This window comes from Sphingobacterium sp. MYb388 (assembly GCF_037479535.1).
GTDB lineage: Bacteria > Bacteroidota > Bacteroidia > Sphingobacteriales > Sphingobacteriaceae > Sphingobacterium > Sphingobacterium anhuiense.
Genome location: NZ_JBBGYV010000003.1, coordinates 596,892 through 618,209, shown reverse-complemented (window position 1 = coordinate 618,209; position 21,318 = coordinate 596,892). Strand labels below are relative to the sequence as shown.

Below are 21,318 nucleotides of genomic sequence, written 5' to 3'. Positions count from 1 at the left end.
ATGGAGCTCTTTTTATCAATTAAAATATACTATTTTAATTTTTTAATCGCTTTTTGCGCTCGTTTTATTGCCATTTCTATCTTATAATCCAACCATTTCTTTTTAAAGATCCTACGCATAGCATCATCAAAATAACGGGTGATGAACAAATTGCGGGCACCAATTAATTTTTCAGAGAATGTATTTGCTAAAGCCCGAACTGAGATGGAATAACCTTCCGTATCATATTGGATATAATGCCACCACCCTGCCGGCATATATAACGTATCTCCAGGATTTATAACCGCTTCATAGCCTTTTATAAATTGTAATCCAGGATATTCAGCTTCAGTACTGTATTTAGGATTGGCTATACTATGAAAATTATAGGGTAATTTGTACAATAAATCAGATTGATCATTTGGAAATAACCAGATCCGCTTAGATCCTTGAAACTGGGAAATAAACACATGTGACATATCAATATCAAAGTGATTTCTTGTTGACGACCCTTCTCCACCAAAAAATAAGTAAGGTAACCATTGAATCACTTTACCACCGGTCACATCGTTATAAATAACATCCTTTTTTAGTTCTGGTCTAATCTTCAGCAGATTAAAAAGGAACAACCGTAGCTCGGTAGGTTCTGCACTTATTTTATCTAAGTATTCTGCCAAAGTCATTTTCCCAACAGGAGGACTTGCAGCATGATTTTGAGAATTTTCTTCACGCCCATACACATCTACTTGCTCTTGACCTGCAATTTCCTTGAAATAATCGTAACTCCATTTATCCCAACATGCACTATCCTTACTTATAAAGTCTTTAATAATTACAGGCTGACCTTTTTTTAAGTAATCTTTTACAAATTCTTTTGGAGTTATTCCTGAGATACTATCAACTGGTTTTAATTTCACAAGCTATCTGTTTTTACAACTACTACAAACTTAAAAAAAATATTTCTACTTAAACTTATGCCATGATTAAAAACAATCACTCCTGCTAAAGTACTAATTTAGCTCACAAGTTAGTAGAAATATTCTAAATAACTAAATGACACTTGTCATTTAATTTTATATTATCATCTTAATATTACTGAATAAAAACATATAGAGAATTACAAATAACTTTTCAGTATTCAATCAAACTTCGTCTTAAGCCTTATTTCGATCATCATCTCAAATTGAGATAATGATATTTTTATTTATTTACCATTTTTATATATTCCTCAACCGCCATTGTCATACTAGGTGCCTTAGGTGTTGGTGCAGGAATATCTAAAACTAAGCCATGCTCAAGTAATGCTTGTTGTGTGCTTCCACCAAATGCAGCAATTCTGGTTTGATTTTGTTTAAAATCTGGAAAATTCTCATACAGAGATTGCACACTAGAAGGACTAAAGAATACGATGACATCATAAAAAACATCCTTCAGATCAGATAAATCACTTACCACTGTTTTAAAAAGAACAGCAGGTGTAAATTTATAGCCATTTTCTTTCAACCACTTACTTGTCTCTTCATTTGCGACATCTGAACAAGGAAATAAGAAATTTTCGTCTTTATGCTTCTTAAGAACGTCTTCTAAATCTTTAGCTGTTTGCTTTCCAAAGAAAATTTTACGCTTACGATACTGAATATACTTTTGAAGGTACAAAGCTATCGTTTCAGAAATACAGAAATATTTCAACTCAGAAGACACTTCAAAACGCATTTCTTCACAGACTCTAAAGAAATGATCTACAGCATTTCTGCTTGTAAAAATAACAGCCGTAAAATCAGCAAGATTAACTTTATCTTTTCTTACATCACGTGCTGGAACACCCTCTACGTGGATGAAACCTCTAAAATCAAGTTTTAAATTATACTTCAGTGCTAATGCAGCATATGGTGACTTATCATTTTCAGGCTTTGGCAAGGTTACCAATATACTTTTTACCTTTTTCGCTCTTTCTACGTCGGAAGTTTGCATATTATCATTTAATTAGCTTAGTAGTCGCACCAATATTAAAATAGGTGCTATTTCTAGGCAACAAAGATACAAAATTAAATAAAAAACTGAAAACTGCTGTTGAGAGACAACATTTAGCGCTGTCCGTAAAAAACGATAAGAAAACAGCAGTATACCGATGATTACCGTGAAACTGAAGATATAAGACAGATATTCTAAAGGTACAAGACTTACTACAAGCACTACTGGCAGTAAAAATAACAATGAATTAAAGTAAATTAAATATAAGATTGTAACATATTCTTTCACTAATCGCTGTATTTCAAAAACAAACGCTATAAACCTTATAAATCCTATTTTTAAAGCAAATATTATTGCTATGATCGCTGATATTTTTAAATAATTGGTAAAAGATAAGAAGTTAAATCGTTGTAGGATGTATGCATAAAATATACAGACAAATAAGCTTAGTGCTAAAGAAAACAGTAGGTATAAAAAGATAAACGGCCAAGAGGTTAATATGGTATCTTCTTTACTTACTTGTACAATAATTCGTTCATTAAAATATGCAGATACAATTAATTTTACATCTGAAGAGAAGAAAAACCGAACTATTGCAAATGCTAAAAAAAGAAATAGACTTGTAAATAATACCCACCTTTTCCGTTCATATTTTAATATGCCAACATGTACTTTATCTTTACCTTTTAGATCACTTGTTTTAAAATATTGTGTAACAGCATATGAGTTCAAATTATGAAGAATAATTTCATCGCCAACAATTTCTACGATATGATAGGGCCGTATTAAAGATGGATGGAGCAATTCCTGTCCTTTTGGAACTTGTTTCACAGCCAAAGTATCTGAGATCGTTACAGAATCAATGGAAATCTTGCTTATCGAATCAACAGTCTCCTGTCCTTTTGCATTATGGGCAAAAGATAAAAAAATGAAAAAAATAAACTGAATAATGTAGCTTAACTTCACCTGCATCGCTTTGAAACTCTTTAGAGTTGTAAAGTTATGATAAAAATTGGCTTAGAAAAAAAACATTACAAACGCTTTTCTTAACTTCAACCAAAATTAAAAACGAACAGATGTCAACAACAAGATGTTTATGGTGCGGGAACGACCCGCTGTATATGGAGTATCATGATTTGGAATGGGGTAAACAGGTTAAGGATGACAAAACCCTTTTTGAATTTATGATTTTGGAATCTGCGCAAGCTGGATTAAGCTGGATTACCATATTGAAAAGAAGGCCCCAATACAAGGAGGCATTCGCAGATTTTGATGTACAAGCTGTGGCAAAGTTCACTCCTGAAGATGTAGAGCACATTTTAACAAATACGGGAGTTGTCCGCCATCGTCGGAAAATTGAAACATCAATAACAAACGCCCAAATTTTTATCAAAATTCAAGAGGAGTTTGGTAGCTTCTATGAATATCTCTATCAATTTATGCCCAATCGGGAGCGGATTGAAAACAACATCCTAACACAAAAGGACACCGCAGTTACGTCCTTAGAATCTGATTTAATTTCTAAAGATCTAAAAAAAAGAGGTGTTAAGTTTTTTGGATCTACCATTTGCTATGCCTATATGCAAGCTGTAGGGATGGTCAACGATCACCTTAATTCTTGTACTTTCAGAAACTAAATAACAATATTTTTATAAATATGTGGGATATTTCGTCCCAAACCATTGTAATCCATACCGTAGCCAACAACAAACTCTTTTTCAATCTCAAAGCCTACATACTGAATGTTTTCAAAATCATTTTGTAAACATTCAGGCTTTAACAATAGCGTACATACCACTACACTGGATGGTGACTGCTTTTCGATGGAGGCTATGGTATGCTTTAATGAATTACCTGACTCTACTATATCCTCTACAATAATAACATCCCTTCCTTTAAGATCTATACCCAAACCTATAAGCTCACTCATTTCCCCCTGGTTGGTACCCTGATAAGAAGATAGTTTTACAAAAGACATTTCACAAGGAATTACAACCTGCTTCAAAAGGTCGCTCATAAACATGAAACAGCCATTTAAGACACCAATAAATACTGGATTTTTATCTTCATAACGATGATTAATATCAACGCCAATCAAACGTATCCGTTTTTGAATCTGATTTTCATCAATCATCAATTCAAAGTGCAATTCATCTATCTGTATCTGTTTCATTTATTTTTCTTCTTTATTTCGCCCTAATAATTTATCAAAAAGAGATCGCTTGTGGGCTTCCGTTGTCTCATCTAAGTTTAGAAAATTATCTTCTCCCTCTTCTAGATCCAATGTATCTGTTTGTACTGAATCAAAAAATGCAGGTCTTGCCGATCGAAGATGTGGCACCAACTCGACTTGATAAAAACCATAATTAGACACCGTAGAGTCTACTCCAATCTGCTTTGTCTTAACCATGATGTTGCCATAGGTATTAAAATAGCGGATCATATTTGACTTCAGATGGCCTGTCCAGTCAAAAGAATATAAACCCGTCTTAGGTCGAGGTACAATACTAGACAAAAAGATACTTTCACCTAAATTTAAATCTGCAGGTTTTTTACCAAAGTAATAACGAGATGCTTCTGTAATACCATAAACATTATTCCCCCACTCTATGACATTCAAATACACTTCATAAAGTCGTTTCTTACTGACTTGTTTAGAAGACTCCATCAACCAGACTAAAATAATCTCTTCTACCTTTCTTACTACCGTTTTATTACGGTTCAAAAACACGTTTTTCACAAGTTGCATCGAAATTGTGCTTGCTCCACGTTTAAATTTTTTCTCCTTTAAATTTGTAGCAATTGATAAACGAAAAGCCTCTTCTTGAAAACCGTTATGAGAAAAAAAGAATGGATCTTCCGTATTGATTAAGGATATCTGCATATACCTTGAAATCTGATCTAAAGGTGTAAAATCTTTATTCTGAGGGCCAAGTACTATCGTTCTCATGGGCTCTCCTTTCTCATAGGCAATGTAGGTAAATGCTGTATTTAATTCTTGAATATTAGCATTACCCCATTTTTCTATTTTTAAATCTTTATCATCCATTTTAGATGTAAAGATCACTTCATTCGGTTTCTTAAAGTTCAATGCAAAATTTAAATCATATTGCATATGTCCGGAAACACGTATACCTTCTAAAGAATGAAATAACCCTTGAGGTATGGCATCAAAAAACTTTTGAGCCTCAATTCGATCGGTATGAATGGCCAGTTCTAATTGTTTATCAGGTTTATGCACATATTTTACATAAGGACTAAATTCAAACTCTTTAACCTTAACCTTACTTTCCTTATCAATTTCAACAGATGTTTTTCCAATATTAAGAATACCACTCATTAAACCTTCAGGAAAAAGAACATCTTTATCTGAAATACGCCAATGATTCAATTTCAAATTCTCAAACCCCCATTCACCAGATAGCGACAATAACTCTTTATTTTTACGATCGACCTTATTTAAACGAAATGTCAACGCATCAAAACTTGCTCTTAAACCAAATTTTCGTCGTAACAATGGTAGCTCTACATCTTTTGCATCAGAAAACAACCGGAGATACATTTCCTTCCCATCAGGATTGACTGTGCCCTCTAGATTCCAGACAGCTTCATGATCATTCAACAGGAATTTTGTTTTAAGATCTCCACCTGAGATTTCTGCCTCAGGAATTGAGATACGCTGTGAAGTGCTATCATCCTGATAGGATATTTCGAAATTCTGTAAATCCATATCCTTTGGAATTTTAAAGAATACGCTCTTTAGCATACGATCGGCCAGTTCTGCAAAATTAGTTTCAGCTTTATCATTAGCTGTGCTATCTCTATTTTTTTTCTTGAATAGGAAATCGTAATTACTTGTCGAATCTTTCTTAATCAAAGTGACCGCACTATTGTTCATTAAGATCTGACCTAATTTGACATCACCGAATAGTAATGGAAATATTCGAATAGATACAGTCAGATCCTGAATATGGGCCAATTGCTCTTTACCTTTAGGTTGCAAAATAATATTCTGAAACTGAACAGCTGATAGGCCTTTAAAAGAATAATATTGGATTTTAAGGTCCAAGTCATACTTGGTCGCAAGTTTTTCTTTTGCCTTGTTGATTGCAGACAACAAGATACCGTCTCTTTTTTGATATGCGAATACACCTCCTGCTACTATAAATATAGAAATAACTCCTAATACAATGTACAAGATTCGCATTTTCTTGGAGCGAAGAAGGGTCTTAAGATTATTGGACATATTATAACAACGTATCACACTCGATTTTGAATACTCAAATGTAAAAATTAAATCTTAATATCATTAAAAACATCTTTATGACAAGTTTTAATTTATCATTCAGTAAATTTGTAGTTTAATATACATGCATCCATATATCAGATGATAACCAAAGAACAAGTACTAGAAGCATTATCATATGTCGAAGAGCCAGATTTGAAAAAAGATTTGGTTACGCTCAATATGATTCAGAATATTGTGATTGAAGATCAAAAAGTATCTTTCGAAGTTGTTTTAACAACTCCAGCATGCCCACTTAAGGATCATATAGAACATGCTTGTCGCAATGCTATTGCGCATTTTATTGACAAGAATATTGCAGTAGATGTTCACATGACCTCACGTGTATTAGGTAAAGAAGGAAATCAACTTTTAGGAATTAAAAACATCATCCTTGTTTCTTCGGGAAAAGGTGGTGTGGGTAAATCGACTGTTGCTGCAAACCTAGCCTTATCATTACATGCTAAAGGTGCAAAAACAGGACTTTTAGATGCCGATATCTATGGCCCTTCCCTTCCAATTATGTTTGGCTTAGAAGGTGAAAAACCTCAATCTGTACAACATGAAGATGGTACTGTTAAAATACAGCCTATAGAAAAGTTTGGTATCAAATTGTTATCGATCGGATTTTTCACAGATCCAAATCAGCCTATTCCATGGAGAGGTCCAATGGCAACATCGGCTATCAAACAATTATTGAATGACACTGATTGGGGTGATTTAGATTATTTAGTGATCGATATGCCACCAGGAACCGGAGATATCCATATCACTGTTGCCCAAAACTATCCTATTGCAGGTGCAGTCATTGTAACGACACCACAGCATGTAGCACTAGCTGATGCTATTAAAGGTATGGGAATGTTTCTAATGGACTCTATCAATATCCCATTGCTGGGTATCGTGGAGAACATGGCGTACTTCACACCAGCAGAATTACCTGAAAACAAATATTACATATTTGGTAAAGGTGGAGGAACAAGGCTAGCAGAAGAATACAAAATACCTTTCTTAGGGGAGATTCCTTTATTAAAGGGGATTTCTGATGCCGGAGATAACGGTTTTCCAATCGCTATTGATGAAGAAGATCCAACAACCAAAGCATTTATAGCAATCGCTGAAAAAGTAGCACAACAGTTGTCTATTATACAAGCTGTTAGATAGCAACTTATATCGTATAAAAAGAAAAGGCCCTAATAAAGAATTAGGGCCTTTTCTTTTGTGTTGTAAATGACGATAAACTTATTCCATCATTAAATATGGAAGCTACTGCTTCGACATAGTATTATTTTAAGTTAAGGACAACTGGACAGTGATCAGAATGTACCGCCTGATTTAATATTGTAGCCGATTCGATTCGATCTGCTAAAGCATTTGATACCATATTATAGTCAATACGCCAACCTAAATTTCTAGCACGTGCTCCTGCACGATAACTCCACCAGCTGTAGTGATGCGGATCTGGATTTAAGTGACGGAAAGAGTCAATATACCCTGAGTTTATAAAATTTTCCATCCACTCCCTTTCCTCTGGTAAAAAACCTGAAGAGTTAGCATTTGATTTCGGATTGTGAATATCAATCGGACGGTGACAGATATTATAATCACCACATACAATTAAATTAGGCTTTTCCTGTAGTAACTGATTCGAATAATCCTGAAAATCTGCAAGAAACCGATACTTAAAATCTTGTCGGATATCTCCCGTGGTGCCTGAAGGAAAATAAGTACTCATGATGGACAAATCATCAAAATCTGCACGAATAATTCGTCCCTCAAAGTCATAATCCTCATGTCCACATCCATACTCAACATGTTTTGGTGTTATTCTAGTAAATATAGCGGTACCACTATATCCTTTTTTCTGAGCAGGATACCAATAATGTTCATAACCGAGCTGTTCCAGCAATGCTATTTCAGGAATTTGATCGGGAGTCGCTTTTATCTCCTGCAAACATATAACATCTGCATTTACTTCCTTTACCCAACCTAACCAATCTTTTTTTATGGCCGCTCGTAAACCATTGACGTTATAAGTAACTATTTTCACAGTAATCTTTTTTGAAGCTTAATAATTTTGAGAAGAAAATAAATCTGCAATCTTTGTAAAGAAACCGTTCTGAGGTTTTAAACCCTTTAATTCACGTTCCAAATTAATTGCTTCTCTTTTCGTTAATAATTTAACATACATACGCTCATCTGTTAAAGGACGATCATTTTTATCCGTTTTTACAGCGGCAATCGCGTCGATAACTTCCGTTCCATTGACCAGCTCTCCGAATACCGTATAATTTCCATCCAAATGCGGAGTACCACCCACGGTTGTATAAGTTGTGCGTTGTGCTTCAGTAAATTTTACGCCTTTCATTCGTAAAGTTTCTAAACTATCCAGACCTGCATTCGTAAATTTCTTGCCCTGTACGATGTAAAACTGTGACGCAGAGGAAGCTTTTGCCGGATTATCGTCACGTGCGGCACCAAGAGCACCTTTTTTATGAAATAATCCCGATTGTATTTCTGAAGGAATTGTATAACTTGGACCACCATCACCTAACAGTTGTCCTGATTTGGCATTTTTTGAATCAGGATCTCCACCTTGAATCATAAAATTCTGTATAACACGATGAAACAATAAACTGTCGAAATAGTTTTCTTTCACCAATTTGATAAAATTATCCCGATGCTTAGGTGTTTCATTATACAATTTTAAAACAACTACTCCTTTATCTGTTTGAATACGTACATATTTAAACGCAGGCTTTGCAGCAAATACTACGATCGATAAAGCACAAAAAAATAAACTTAAAACAATTCTTTTCATTACGTTTTATTAAATTACATTTAGCTCTTGAAAATAATCAATGATCAATGATTTTATGATCAACTCTTGTTCAAGCAATGTATAATTAGGAATAGGCTTAATCAATTCCCAATGTGGCCATCCTTGTTCGTCCAACCCCTTAAGCTCATAAAAGCCCATTGCACTAAAAAGGCGGCAATTAGCTATATGCATCAACTCTTCTTTTTCTCTTTTTGAAAAAGTCTGCGGTCCTTTCCCTAATTCCTGGACACCTATCAGAAATAAAAACACTTTTAAATCTGGTAGATCCATATCAAATGACTGTGCAATCTCATGTTGCAAAATCACCCATTTCTTATTTACTTCTGATGCATTCATATAAAGACAATCTTAGATATAAAGACAAACTTAGATAAATTGTAATTTATATACTAATATATAAATGTGAATATGAAACATAGTACATTCAGATTATCAATTTTACCTCAAGTAGATCTCAGCGCGAGATTAGCAAGATGTACCTATCTCCTGAAAATATGGGGTTCTAGACATTTCATATTATTACTTCCACGCTTTGATTAATTCTTTACAACGAGCTTCGATCATCTTATAAACAGGTTCAAATAAGCTTTCATCAAAATAGGGATCGGGAACAATATCATTAACTAAAAATAAAGCAACTTTATCTTTTTCTTCTTTTGTTGATGCCTGTGCAACGACATCCTTATAATTTTGGTGATCCATTACCAAAATATGATCATAGATTTCAAATAAACTAGGATTAAAATGCATTGCCTTTTGTTGTGAAATATCTACTGCATATTTTTTAGCCACAGCGATAGATCTACGGTCTGGGCTTTGACCAATATGCCAGTCTCCTGTTCCAGCAGATTCAATTGTCCAATCTAAACCTTCTTCCTTTGCCATATGGCTCAGAATACCATGTGCCAATGGTGAGCGACAAATATTTCCTAAACAAACCATTAAAATTTTCATGCCTTAAAAATAATGATAATATTGCTATTATAAGTGGTATATATAAACTAAAAAAAGGTGATTTCGATTCCGAAACCACCTTTCCATAACCAACCTAAAATCTAATTAATATTCAATAGGAACATTAATAATAACAGTACTTCCACGCTCAGGAACTCCTTTTAAGCTTACAATATTACGTTTTGTTTTACCTAATGCCGCTTCAATTTCATCAACATTATTAACTGGAACCCCATTCACCTCTGTTATCACTAATCCTCTTTCTACTCCAAAGTATTCAAATACACCACCTTTATTTATTTGCGTCACTACAACACCTGAGTTAATTCCTAATTCTTTTTTCTTCTCACTAGAAGCAGGCATGAAGCTAGCACCTAACTTATTATAAATTTCGGTAGCACTTTTACTTGATTTATCACCAGCTGCAGCTTTATTAATTTCTTCGCCTTTTAAAGTTACCGTCACCTCTTTCTCTTTTCCATCGCGCTTAAACGTTAATTTAACTTTATCTCCAGGACGTAATCTACCGATTGTTTCTTGTAGAACTGGCGAAGAAGTAATCACTTTACCATTAATTTTCGTAATCAAATCTGCTTTCTGAATTCCTGCAGCTTCAGCAGCTCCACCTTTAACGATATCTTGAACATACAGACCATTCACATCTGTAAATCCTTTTTCTTTCGCTAACTCTGGTGTAATTTCAGTAAAGGTAATACCAATGTATCCACGCTTAACATTTCCAAACTCAATAAAATCGTCAACAATTTTTTTAACTAAATTAACTGGTATTGCAAAACCATATCCAGCATAAACCCCTGTTGGTGATGCTATTGCTGAATTAATACCGATTAACTCACCCTGTGCATTAACCAATGCTCCCCCGCTATTACCTCTATTAATAACGGCATCTGTCTGGATAAAAGACTCAATTGAAGAATTCACAGGAGGTTGGTCCTGATTTCCATATCCTCTTGGTTGTTGTTGACTTTCACCTAAGATCCCAATCTGACGACCTTTAGCACTCACTATACCTGCAGTTACTGTAGACTGTAATCCCAGTGGATATCCTACCGCTAAAACCCATTCTCCGATATTGACATTATCCGAATTCCCTAGCTTCACGACAGGCAAACCTTTACCCGTCACTTTAAGAAGGGCCAAATCCGTATTTGGATCGCGACCTATTACTTTTGCTTCAAAGGAACGTTTATCTGTCAAGACAACCTCAATCTTATCGGCGTCCTCCACAACGTGATTATTTGTTACAATATAACCATCCTCTGTTATTATTACTCCAGAACCTGACGCTTGGACAGGTTGTGCCTGTCTCTGTTGACGACCACGGCCCTGCGGTGTTCCAAAAAACTCTTCAAACATGTCGAAAGGAGAACCCGATCCACCACCTTGAGGCGCTTGTCTCGTATATGTTGTTTTAATATGAACTACCCCCGGAGACACAATAGCAGCAGCTTGTGTAAAATCAGGATTTCCTGTTGAGGACATCACTCCAGTTGGATTGTTCGCAAAATATACTTTCTGTTTGTCCTCGATAGACATTCCTTCAAACTTTTTATTTTCAAAAAGCTTATAACCCCCAAGGGCTACGGCTCCACCGAAGACTGCTGTTAATAAAGTTAAACTTACTTTGTTCATAAACTATAGCTTCTAAATTTTTTATTAAATATGATATACTTCAAATTGATATTTATCCCGAAAATTTATTCTACATAAATATAACAGATACTTTTCAAATCTAGTACCATTTCAATATTCTCTGCAAATTAGACACGTTAAAAAATGTTAATTAAAGCCTATGAAAGACTATTTTAACAAAACTTAACTTTCCCTATGTTATCTGTAACAGAAAAGTTAATTTTGCTAGATACAATCACTCAAATGGAATCAAAAATTAAATTTTCAAAATACCAAGGCGCCGGCAATGATTTTATTCTAATTGATAATAGAAAGCTTCATTTCGACAGTAAGAATGAGGGTTTGATACAAAAGCTTTGTGACCGAAGATTTGGTATCGGTGCAGATGGCCTGATGTTATTGCAAGAAAAAGAAAACTTTGATTTTGAGATGATTTATTACAATTCGGATGGACGAGAAGGAACTATGTGTGGCAATGGGGGCCGGTGTATTGTTGCATTTGCTAGAGATCTCAAATTAATATCTGACAAAACTGACTTTTTGGCAGTAGACGGAAGTCATCATGCCAATTTAGAAAATAATTTGATTGACCTGCAGATGATTGATGTTCAAGAAATAAGCCGTGATGGAGAGGCATACGTGATCAATACAGGCTCCCCTCACTATATTAAGTTTATGCATAATCTGGTTGATTTAGATGTTTTCAAGGCAGGTTATGAGATTCGAAACAATGAGATCTACAAAACAGAGGGTATCAACGTCAATTTTATCGAAAAAGAAGGCGACTCCGGATATTTCTTACGTACATTTGAACGAGGTGTTGAAGATGAAACATTTGCTTGTGGCACCGGAGCAACTGCAGCAGCGATGACTATAGCTCTTCACGAAAATCTAAATGGACAAATAACAATACCTATCCGTGTATTAGGAGGTCAATTGTATATTTCCTTTCTTAAAGACGGAACTTCCTTTACAGAAGTTTACCTGAAGGGCCCTGCCACATTTGTTTTCGAAGGAATGATTTAATTCCCCATCTTTGACTGACCAAAAAATTTATTAAAAAGTCAAATATTACTTGATGAACATAAACAAAATCCACGTTTATGTTCATTGAGCATAAATTTATTAACAAATTTTAGCCACATCATATAGATTAATCTGTATATTAGAAACCTTTTTAGAGGTACGAATATATTAATGCAACAAACAAAGTTATCTTCATCACACCGAATTGTTTATTCAATCTGCGAACATCCTTACTTGGGCTATTTAATAGAACCACATGTGGTTAAGTTAAATCCAAATGGGACATATTCACTTCGATATCAACGCGTATTTAGCAATACAGTCAATGAATATGCGCAAGCGGTCGATGAATTGGATTATAAATTAATCCGATTATTAGATGAAATTGAGCAAACAAGCCTTATTAAAAAGTTCCATAAAAAAGCAATAAGACCCGTAGACTTTTTTTCAAAAGTATTTGATAAAAATCTGTATGAATTATTAAGAACAAAAATTGATCAGGTATTGTTACAATTCTTTGCCCTTGTTGGAGAGAAGCCTATATTCCTCATGAGCAAAGATGGTTATCCTGCAGATCAAAAACTATTGATCGCTCCTCAACCCGCTTCCGTACTTTTCCATTTTAGAAGAAATGAAGAGGAAACCCGCTATTTTCCAACGATTAAATATGAAGACCATCGTATGGAATTCATGTTTAAGAACGCACAAGTCATTGTCAATGAACAAGCTTGGCTACTTTTAAACAATACCCTATTCCACTTCGACCAACAATTAGAGGGGAAAAAACTCAGCCCTTTTTTAAATAAAAGATTCATATCTGTATCCAGAAGTACCGAGAAAAAATATTTTGAAACTTTTGTTTGTAGCTTAATAGAGAAATATAATGTATATGCTGAAGGCTTTGAGATCAAAACCCATCAACATAATGCCAACCCAATATTAAAATTAATCTATCATGAGGAAGGTGATTCGCATGTTGAATTGCAGTTTCAATATGGGCCTTATATCTTTTCGTCTGGAAAAGACAATAAGGTCAATGTACGTATGGAATATGATGAGGAAAATGATCTGTATACTTTCCATCGTATAAAAAGATCGATTATTTGGGAAGAAAATCAGGCAAAGATCATTACTGAGCTTGGTTTAGAAAAACTATATCCCCACTCTAATGATTTACTGCCAAAAGAAATACTTGGAAAACGGCCTTCTATTTTTGATTGGATAAGTCAAAATGATTTGGTATTGCGGGAAAAAGGGTTTGAAATCATTCAGGATGTAGCCGAAAAGAAATTCTTCATCGGCCAAACTTCCATTGATATATCCATCAATGAGGATAACGACTGGTTTGATATCAAAGCGATCGCAAAATTTGGTCCTTTTGAAATTCCTTTTATTCAATTGCGCCATCATATCCTTCATAACATTAAAGAATTTACTTTACCCAATGGAGAGATTGCGATGATACCTGAAGAGTGGTTTGCACAATACAATCACTTATTTCAATTCTCTAGGGATAAGAATGAATTAAAATTAAATAAAATTCATCTGGGTTTGCTGTATGAAATCAGTGAACATACAGAACTTACCTTTAGTCGAAAATTAAAAAAATTAGCTGATTTCGAAGAAATCGCTGATGCACCATTACCTAAAAATTTTCATGGTCAACTCCGACCTTATCAAAGGGCTGGCTACAATTGGTTCAATTTCTTACAGCAATATAAATTTGGAGGATGCTTGGCAGATGATATGGGTCTTGGTAAGACTATTCAAACATTAGCCCTACTGCAACATCAAAAAGAAATATTAATAGCAGACCATGCTGTCAGAACATCTTTACTAATATTGCCAACCTCATTAATTTACAATTGGCAAAATGAGGCTACTAAATTTGCTCCTGATCTTAAGATTTATCTGCATACGGGAAATAATAGATTAAAAGACCCACAGTTGCTTTCTCCGTATGATCTGGTCATTACTACATATGGTATCACTCGTATTGATGAGGAATTTTTAAATCAGTTTTACTTCAACTATATCATCCTAGATGAAAGTCAAAACATTAAAAATCCAACATCAAAATCATTTAAAGCGATCAAAAGTCTAAAAAGTCAACATAAATTAGCATTAAGCGGAACACCCGTAGAAAATTCAGTTTCTGATTTATGGACACAGATGCATTTTACAAATCCAGGCCTCTTGGGTAGTTATACTTATTTTCAAAAAGAATTTGTTCAACCAATCGAAAAGAAAAAGGATGAAGAAAAAGCAAAAAGACTTCAAACTATAGTTAAACCGTTCATTTTACGTAGAACTAAAGATCAAGTAGCAACGGAATTACCTCCAAAAACGGAACAGGTCCTTTACTGCGAAATGTCAGAGAAACAGCATGAACTGTATGAAAAGGTTAAATCGGAATATCGTAATGCCATTTTAGACAATCAGCTCGCAGGAAAAGCAAAATCAAATCAGATCGCATTATTACAAGGATTGATTAAATTGAGACAACTTGCCAACCACCCGAAAATGGTTGATCAGGAATACACAGGCAATTCGGGTAAATTCGATACTGTCATAGAAACACTTGAAAAAGTACTTCAAAATGGTAATAAAGTATTGATTTTCTCTCAATTCGTCAAGCAGTTGAATATTTTCAGAAGCTATTTTGACAAAAAAAGTATTAATTATGCCTACTTGGATGGAAGCACAAAAAATAGGGACGAAGCTGTTAGTCAATTTAGAGAAGATAAAGACACCAAGCTGTTTTTAATATCCATCAAAGCCGGCGGTGTAGGCCTAAACCTTATTGAAGCGGACTACGTATTTATTTTAGATCCATGGTGGAATCCTGCTGTGGAGCAACAAGCTGTTGATAGATCCCACCGTATTGGACAAACAAAAAATGTCTTTATATACAAATTCATCTCAAAAGATACTGTCGAAGAGAAAATACTTGCAATGCAAAACAGGAAGCGTTCCATTGCTCAAAGTTTAATTACCACTGAAGAAAGTTTTATCAAATCACTCTCTTCAGAAGATATTCAAGAGCTACTGGGTTAGTTGCTCAAAAAAAGCCCCCATACAACGCATGGGGGGCTTATCATATATATCAGTGCTCTTATTCAGCTGTAAAAGCTACTAAAGCTTTATTAACACGAGCTATTACTTCTTCTTGTCCTAATAATGAAACGATTTGGAACACATCTGGACCAAATTTACCTCCCACTAACATAATACGGAAAGGCATCATCAATTCACCCATTTTCATGCCTGACTCCTGAATAGCACCTTTAAAGTACGCTTCCAATGCTGAAGCATCCCAAGACTCAAATTTACCAAATTCGCTATTAACTTTCTGAAAGAAATCCGTTTTCTCAGCAGACCATTTAGGTTTAACAGCAGCTAGGTCATAATTTTCTGGTTGTACAAAGAAGAATGATGCTTGTTCCCAAAAATCCGAAACAAAAGTCAAACGCTCTTTCACTGCACTTAAAACTTCAGTAACAAAATGATCGTCTACCTTTTGCACGTTATGCAATGTTAACAGGGCTTTAATCTGTGGCAATAAATCCTCGTTAGACGATTTTTTGATCCACTCATGGTTGAACCATTTCGCCTTTTCAAAATCAAATTTTGCTCCAGCTTTACTAATACGCTCTACCGAGAATTTTGCGATCAATTCATCTAAAGAAAACAATTCTTGTTCTGTGCCATCATTCCATCCCAGTACACCTAACATATTGACAAATGCTTCCGGCAAAAATCCCATTTCACGGAATCCCTGCGTTACAGTCTCTGATTGCGCATCTTTCCAATTCATAGCATACACAGGAAAACCTAATCGGTCACCATCACGCTTACTCAATTTACCATTACCATCGGGCTTCAATATTAATGGTAAATGTGCCCATTTTGGCATTTCATCATTCCATCCTAAATATTCCCATAATAAAACATGTACAGGAGCAGAAGGTAACCATTCTTCCCCTCGGAAAACGTGAGAAATCTCCATTGCTTTGTCATCGACGACAACAGCTAAGTGATAAGTAGGCATTCCATCAGCTTTTAACAAAACCTTATCATCAATAAGATTAGTATCAAAACTTACTTGTCCACGAATCATATCATTAAAAGAAACGGTTTCATCTGTTGGTACTTTGATACGAACCGTATGGGGTGTACCTGCGGCTAATAGTTCTGCTGTTTCTTCTTGTGATAAACTTAATGAATTTCTAAGTTTCAATCTATTTTCATGGCTGTAACGGAAATTCGGTTGTTCTTTTCGTTGTTCATCCAATTCAGCCGAAGTATCAAATGCATAATAAGCATATCCCTTTTCTATCAATTGTTCCGCAAATTGGCGATAAGAAGGTTTTCGTTCACTTTGACGATAGGGTCCAAAATCGCCACCTTTAAGAGGACTTTCATCTGGTGTTAAGCCACACCAAGCTAAACATTCATTAATATATTCTTCTGCACCAGCAACAAATCGTGTCTGATCAGTATCTTCAACACGCAAAATAAAATCTCCTTGATGTTTACGCGCGTACAAATAATTAAATAAAGCTGTACGAACTCCTCCAAGGTGCAATCCACCTGTAGGACTTGGTGCAAAACGCACTCTTACTTTTCTTTCAGAACTCATGACACAAAATTACCACAAAATTTTCATTTCAATGAAACTATAGCACTGATAACCACAATAAAATAATAAAACAGGGAGTTTATGAATAGATAAATGTTGCCGATAAAGGTAAATTTCATTTAATTACTTAATTTGCGGCAACAAGATTCCTGATCACTTATATGAATCCGTATCAATACAACCAACAACGTTGGAAATTTTTCTTGCTTATTTTCGCGGCCATCATCGCGGCGGCTTCGCTTTTGTACACAAATTACCTTGTTCGAAATTTATCAAAGGTAGAGCGAACAAAAGCAGAAGTATGGGCAATGAGTACAAAAAGTATTATGACCATGCCAGATGTTGACGATGAATTTATAACGTTCGTCTACTCGGTAAGAGATAGTCTAGCAGTTCCTGCAATCATTACCGATGAAAAGGATAATATTGTATTCTGGAGGGATTTAGATTCGACCAAAACCAACATTAAAACAACAGCAAAAGATAGCTCGAACCATCATTTGGATTACGATCCACATTACTTTGAGAAGCAACTCAATTTCATGAAGAAAAGCCATGCTCCTATTATTTTAAATTTAGACAATGGAGCAAAATGGATGGTATATTACAAAGACTCCTGGTTTCTACAACAACTTCGTGTGTTTCCTTATATTCAGTTATCATTAATCGCTATCTTTCTAATTATTGGATATACCGTCTTTAATTCTATTCGAAAATCAGAACAGAATTTAGTCTGGGTAGGTTTGACTAAGGAAGCTGCTCATCAGCTCGGTACACCGATTTCTTCATTAATGGGCTGGGTTGAGCTTATTAAATTAAAGTTCGATGCAGAAGATGACGAAACTTTAAATGAGATGGAAAATGACATTAAACGTTTAGAAATCGTCGCCGATCGCTTTTCCAAAATTGGTTCAACACCTGTTCTTCACAATGCGAATGTTTATGAGGTGATAGCCGCTTACATTCGTTACTTCAAAGTAAGAACAAGTGACAAGATTCTCTTCGAGCTCACGGGTGACAAACATGTTGAAGCGAAACTAAACATTCCCTTATTTGATTGGATTATTGAGAATCTTCTGAAAAACGCCGTTAACGCAATTGCATCAGAAGGAAAGATAACTGTTAAAATATCTGAAAATATTGCGAAAGAGGAAATTTTTATAGACATTAGTGATACAGGTAAAGGAATTCCCAGATCAAATTTTGAAACGGTATTTCAACCAGGTTTCACCACGCGCAAACGAGGGTGGGGATTGGGACTGAGTTTAACCAAAAGAATGGTACATTATCATCAAGGCCACATTTTTGTCAAAGACTCGGAAATAGGAAAAGGAACAACATTTAGAATAATATTAAAAAGTAATCTAACATATGAACCCACTGAAATCTGATGAATACCCAGCGGTGTATTCCACGTACATTGAGACCGTTGTCGGCGATGTCATGGAAGTACTGGAAGAACAAATTTTATCCTTTCCAGCGTTCCTAGATACCATACCTGAAGAAAAAGGCGATTACCGTTATGCTGAAGATAAATGGTCTATTAAAGAGGTTATAGGGCATATTTTGGATAATGAACGTATTATGGCTTACCGTGCCCTGCGCTTCTCTCGAAATGATATGAAAGAACTTTTGGGGTATGATCAAGAATACTTTATCCAAAACTCAAGATATAGCGAACGCACATTAGCCTCTCTAAGTAAAGAATTTGTACATCTTAGAAAAGCAAATATGTTTCTTTTCGAAAACTTCAATGAGGCAGAATTGGAGAGAAAAGGAATGGCGTCAGAAAGACTTACAAGTGTAAAAGCTTTATTATATGTGATTGCCGGACACCTAAATCATCACCGCATAATTATTCAAGAGCGTTATTTCAACTCAAACAATGTCCATGATTTGGTTTCAGAATTACAGCATTGAGCAGATAAACGGTATCCTCTCTCAATATATGACCGGTCTGCTCGAAATTAAAGCGACGGCAATCGATAGTCATTCCATTACTGCAACGATGCCCGTGAATGACAAAACAAGACAGCCATTTGGAATCCTGCATGGCGGAGCATCTGTTGTACTAGCCGAATCAATAGGAAGTATCGCATCCAATCTGATTATTGATCCAGATATTTATAAAGGCGTGGGATTGGAGATTAATGCTAATCATTTAAGACCAGTTGCTACAGGATTAGTAACCGCAGTTTGTACAGCCGTACACATTGGCAAACAAACTCATATTTGGGATGTACGAATTGCAGATGAATCGGGTAACTTAAATTGTATTTCCAGATTGACAGTCGCTATTATACCAAAATAAAATTATTTTAAAACATTTATTCTTATTACTTGTCTTAAATATAAATGAAGCCAACTGGATTGGTTTACAAATACGGTTTTTACAAGAAAGGAGTATTATACTAGGTATAATGCTCCTTTTTTCTAATGAAAATATTACTAAATAATCTCAAAAACCACTTCTTTTTATTTCCTATATTGAATTTATTTAATTAGTCTTGTAATGGAAAGCATGATTTTTTATTATAAACCAATATCAATCGATTGTGTAAGCACATCTTGAATAGAGACACTATAAAAATCATTATTTTCTAATTTTATAATCTAAAAAACAATTAATTGATACTAAAAAAATGAATTCTCAACCAAATTCAGGAAAAACAGCATTTCGCCCCATGGCTATGTGTTGTGCCTTATTCTTCATTTTAGGATTTGTCACTTGGGCAAATGGAACACTTATCCCATTCTTAAAGATTGCCTGTAATTTAGAAACAGATTTACAAGCCTTTTTTGTAACATTTGCTTCTTACATCGCTTACTTCTTTTTAGCAATCCCAAGTTCTTGGATTTTGAAAAAAATTGGTTTTAAAAATGGATTAGTTCTCAGCTTAATTTTACTTGGAGTTGGTTCTTTAATTTTCATTCCTGCTGCAGATGGTAGAAGCTATATTCTTTTCTTAACAGGAATTTTTGTTCAAGGTTCTGCAATGGCATTACTACAAACTGCTGTTAACCCATATTTAAGTATCATTGGCCCTATTGACAGTGCTGCACAAAGAATATCTATTGCTGGCTTTTTCAATAAATCTGCAGGTATTATTGTTCCATTAATATTTGGTACATTATTCTTAAAAGATTCTTCTGCTATAACAGCTAAATTGGATGCCGCGGTAGATATGGAAGCTAAAAATGCCATTCTAGATTCTTTATTACAACGCGTACATACACCATACATTACGTTAGCTGTTATCTTCGTTTTATTTGCGATCGTTATTAAAATAACACATTTACCTGAGGTGGATGTAAATGCAGAAGAAGAACATACTGATGAGAATGGGGCAGTTATTCTTAAAGAGAAAAAAACAAGTGTATTCCAATTCCCACACCTATTCTTAGGCTCTTTAGCTATCTTTTTCTGTGTTGCTGTAGAAGTAATGGCTGGAGATATTATTGGTGTTTATGCAAGAGAATTAAATATCCATGGTGCATTAGTTACCTATGCGACAACATTCACATTAGGATGTATGCTTTTAGGTTACATTGTTGGTATTATTGCAATACCAAAATTTGTTTCTCAACAATTAGCATTACGAGTTTGTACTATTGTTGGTATTTTATTCACTGTTATTTCTGTATTTACAACTGGAATCACTTCATTCATTTTCGTTGCCCTTTTAGGTATTGCCAATTCTTTAATGTGGCCTGCTATTTTCCCACTAGGTATTAAAGGTCTAGGCCGTTTTACTAAAACAGGATCAGCCATCATGATTATGGGTATTGCCGGAGGAGCTATTTGGCCTCTAATTTATGGTTACTTAAAAGATAATTTACATGTTGACTTTCAACATGCATTTCTTTATGCTATGGTTCCTGCTTATCTGTATATCTTATACTTCGCAACAAAGGGCCACAGAGTCGGACAGAAATAAAAAATACTAATTACAATCAAATAGCGAT

At 34.8% G+C, this 21,318-nt stretch carries 19 protein-coding genes; 8 read left to right on the top strand and 11 right to left on the bottom strand.

All coding sequences use genetic code 11. The annotated features are described in order from the left end of the window. Positions 1-29: 29 nt before the first annotated feature. From WH188_RS13025 to WH188_RS13015, 3 genes are all read right to left on the bottom strand, one after another. Entirely contained in the window at positions 30-896 is an 867-nt protein-coding gene (locus WH188_RS13025) for a cupin-like domain-containing protein (RefSeq protein WP_132769327.1), read from the bottom strand. Between the two features lie 283 nt (positions 897-1,179). Next, a complete protein-coding gene (locus WH188_RS13020; RefSeq protein WP_021189409.1) occupies positions 1,180-1,950 on the bottom strand; it encodes a uroporphyrinogen-III synthase in 771 nt (256 codons plus the stop codon). A gap of 12 nt (positions 1,951-1,962) precedes the next feature. Further along, on the bottom strand, positions 1,963-2,916 hold the full coding sequence (locus WH188_RS13015; RefSeq protein WP_165905861.1) for a DUF4271 domain-containing protein: 954 nt from the start codon (positions 2,914-2,916) through the stop codon (positions 1,963-1,965). Positions 2,917-3,026: 110 nt separating this feature from the next. Here WH188_RS13015 and WH188_RS13010 point away from each other — a divergent pair, with 110 nt between their 5' ends. Beyond that, a complete protein-coding gene (locus WH188_RS13010; RefSeq protein WP_132769331.1) occupies positions 3,027-3,587 on the top strand; it encodes a DNA-3-methyladenine glycosylase I in 561 nt (186 codons plus the stop codon). Here WH188_RS13010 and hpt read toward each other — a convergent pair. Then, positions 3,584-4,123, bottom strand: coding sequence for a hypoxanthine phosphoribosyltransferase (hpt, locus tag WH188_RS13005; RefSeq protein ID WP_021189412.1), 540 nt, complete (start codon positions 4,121-4,123; stop codon positions 3,584-3,586). The two genes, WH188_RS13010 and hpt, sit on opposite strands and share 4 nt — an antisense overlap. Continuing rightward, positions 4,124-6,196 (bottom strand): transglycosylase domain-containing protein, encoded by a 2,073-nt coding sequence (locus WH188_RS13000; protein ID WP_132769333.1) that lies wholly within the window; start codon positions 6,194-6,196, stop codon positions 4,124-4,126. A gap of 141 nt (positions 6,197-6,337) precedes the next feature. Between WH188_RS13000 and WH188_RS12995 the strand changes: the two genes are divergently transcribed. Then, the gene (locus WH188_RS12995) at positions 6,338-7,399 is read left to right on the top strand and encodes an Mrp/NBP35 family ATP-binding protein (RefSeq protein WP_021189414.1); all 1,062 of its coding nucleotides are present in this window, start codon (positions 6,338-6,340) and stop codon (positions 7,397-7,399) included. Positions 7,400-7,520: 121 nt separating this feature from the next. On the opposite strand, the gene WH188_RS12990 is transcribed toward WH188_RS12995, so the two are convergent. The 5 genes from WH188_RS12990 to WH188_RS12970 form a co-directional block, all read right to left on the bottom strand. Beyond that, positions 7,521-8,285, bottom strand: coding sequence for an exodeoxyribonuclease III (locus WH188_RS12990; protein WP_132769335.1), 765 nt, complete (start codon positions 8,283-8,285; stop codon positions 7,521-7,523). Positions 8,286-8,303: 18 nt separating this feature from the next. Beyond that, positions 8,304-9,056 (bottom strand): peptidylprolyl isomerase, encoded by a 753-nt coding sequence (locus WH188_RS12985; RefSeq protein WP_132769337.1) that lies wholly within the window; start codon positions 9,054-9,056, stop codon positions 8,304-8,306. A gap of 9 nt (positions 9,057-9,065) precedes the next feature. Then, positions 9,066-9,413 (bottom strand): hypothetical protein, encoded by a 348-nt coding sequence (locus tag WH188_RS12980; RefSeq protein ID WP_021188004.1) that lies wholly within the window; start codon positions 9,411-9,413, stop codon positions 9,066-9,068. A 183-nt stretch (positions 9,414-9,596) separates the two neighbouring features. Then, the gene (locus tag WH188_RS12975; protein ID WP_132769339.1) at positions 9,597-10,031 is read right to left on the bottom strand and encodes a low molecular weight protein-tyrosine-phosphatase; all 435 of its coding nucleotides are present in this window, start codon (positions 10,029-10,031) and stop codon (positions 9,597-9,599) included. Positions 10,032-10,136: 105 nt separating this feature from the next. Then, positions 10,137-11,684 (bottom strand): Do family serine endopeptidase, encoded by a 1,548-nt coding sequence (locus WH188_RS12970; RefSeq protein ID WP_132769341.1) that lies wholly within the window; start codon positions 11,682-11,684, stop codon positions 10,137-10,139. Positions 11,685-11,927: 243 nt separating this feature from the next. Here WH188_RS12970 and dapF point away from each other — a divergent pair, with 243 nt between their 5' ends. Both dapF and WH188_RS12960 read left to right on the top strand, forming a co-directional pair. After that, positions 11,928-12,710 (top strand): diaminopimelate epimerase, encoded by a 783-nt coding sequence (gene dapF / locus WH188_RS12965; RefSeq protein WP_132769343.1) that lies wholly within the window; start codon positions 11,928-11,930, stop codon positions 12,708-12,710. A gap of 171 nt (positions 12,711-12,881) precedes the next feature. Further along, positions 12,882-15,767 carry a DEAD/DEAH box helicase gene (locus WH188_RS12960; RefSeq protein WP_021188008.1) on the top strand — a complete coding sequence of 962 codons (2,886 nt, stop codon included), beginning with the start codon at positions 12,882-12,884 and terminating at the stop codon, positions 15,765-15,767. A gap of 58 nt (positions 15,768-15,825) precedes the next feature. Here the strand turns inward: WH188_RS12960 and gltX are convergent, their stop codons facing one another. Next, on the bottom strand, positions 15,826-17,352 hold the full coding sequence (gltX, locus tag WH188_RS12955; RefSeq protein WP_132769345.1) for a glutamate--tRNA ligase: 1,527 nt from the start codon (positions 17,350-17,352) through the stop codon (positions 15,826-15,828). Positions 17,353-17,513: 161 nt separating this feature from the next. Here gltX and WH188_RS12950 point away from each other — a divergent pair, with 161 nt between their 5' ends. The 4 genes from WH188_RS12950 (at position 17,514) to WH188_RS12935 (ending at position 21,290) form a co-directional block, all read left to right on the top strand. Beyond that, positions 17,514-18,743, top strand: coding sequence for a sensor histidine kinase (locus WH188_RS12950; RefSeq protein WP_132769347.1), 1,230 nt, complete (start codon positions 17,514-17,516; stop codon positions 18,741-18,743). Next, entirely contained in the window at positions 18,724-19,272 is a 549-nt protein-coding gene (locus WH188_RS12945) for a DinB family protein (RefSeq protein ID WP_132769349.1), read from the top strand. The genes WH188_RS12950 and WH188_RS12945 overlap by 20 nt, the downstream gene beginning before the upstream one ends. Next, positions 19,244-19,663: a hotdog fold thioesterase gene (locus WH188_RS12940; RefSeq protein WP_132840961.1), complete on the top strand. Its 420-nt coding sequence runs from the start codon at positions 19,244-19,246 to the stop codon at positions 19,661-19,663. Before WH188_RS12945 ends, WH188_RS12940 begins: the two co-directional genes overlap by 29 nt. A gap of 331 nt (positions 19,664-19,994) precedes the next feature. Beyond that, positions 19,995-21,290: a sugar MFS transporter gene (locus WH188_RS12935; protein ID WP_021188012.1), complete on the top strand. Its 1,296-nt coding sequence runs from the start codon at positions 19,995-19,997 to the stop codon at positions 21,288-21,290. The last annotated feature ends 28 nt before the right edge of the window (positions 21,291-21,318 follow it).

Bases quoted from the DNA above. Each gene is read 5' to 3' on its own strand.
- WH188_RS12950 (WP_132769347.1), top strand. From the start codon at position 17,514: ATGAATCCGTATCAATACAACCAACAACGTTGGAAATTTTTCTTGCTT.
- WH188_RS12935 (WP_021188012.1), top strand. From the start codon at position 19,995: ATGAATTCTCAACCAAATTCAGGAAAAACAGCATTTCGCCCCATGGCT.
- WH188_RS13020 (WP_021189409.1), bottom strand. From the start codon at position 1,950: ATGCAAACTTCCGACGTAGAAAGAGCGAAAAAGGTAAAAAGTATATTG.
- gltX (WP_132769345.1), bottom strand. From the start codon at position 17,352: ATGAGTTCTGAAAGAAAAGTAAGAGTGCGTTTTGCACCAAGTCCTACA.
- WH188_RS12980 (WP_021188004.1), bottom strand. From the start codon at position 9,413: ATGAATGCATCAGAAGTAAATAAGAAATGGGTGATTTTGCAACATGAG.
- WH188_RS13000 (WP_132769333.1), bottom strand. From the start codon at position 6,196: ATGTCCAATAATCTTAAGACCCTTCTTCGCTCCAAGAAAATGCGAATC.
- WH188_RS12945 (WP_132769349.1), top strand. From the start codon at position 18,724: ATGAACCCACTGAAATCTGATGAATACCCAGCGGTGTATTCCACGTAC.
- WH188_RS12975 (WP_132769339.1), bottom strand. From the start codon at position 10,031: ATGAAAATTTTAATGGTTTGTTTAGGAAATATTTGTCGCTCACCATTG.
- WH188_RS12940 (WP_132840961.1), top strand. From the start codon at position 19,244: ATGATTTGGTTTCAGAATTACAGCATTGAGCAGATAAACGGTATCCTC.
- dapF (WP_132769343.1), top strand. From the start codon at position 11,928: ATGGAATCAAAAATTAAATTTTCAAAATACCAAGGCGCCGGCAATGAT.
- WH188_RS13010 (WP_132769331.1), top strand. From the start codon at position 3,027: ATGTCAACAACAAGATGTTTATGGTGCGGGAACGACCCGCTGTATATG.
- WH188_RS12960 (WP_021188008.1), top strand. From the start codon at position 12,882: ATGCAACAAACAAAGTTATCTTCATCACACCGAATTGTTTATTCAATC.
- WH188_RS12970 (WP_132769341.1), bottom strand. From the start codon at position 11,684: ATGAACAAAGTAAGTTTAACTTTATTAACAGCAGTCTTCGGTGGAGCC.
- WH188_RS12995 (WP_021189414.1), top strand. From the start codon at position 6,338: ATGATAACCAAAGAACAAGTACTAGAAGCATTATCATATGTCGAAGAG.
- WH188_RS12985 (WP_132769337.1), bottom strand. From the start codon at position 9,056: ATGAAAAGAATTGTTTTAAGTTTATTTTTTTGTGCTTTATCGATCGTA.
- hpt (WP_021189412.1), bottom strand. From the start codon at position 4,123: ATGAAACAGATACAGATAGATGAATTGCACTTTGAATTGATGATTGAT.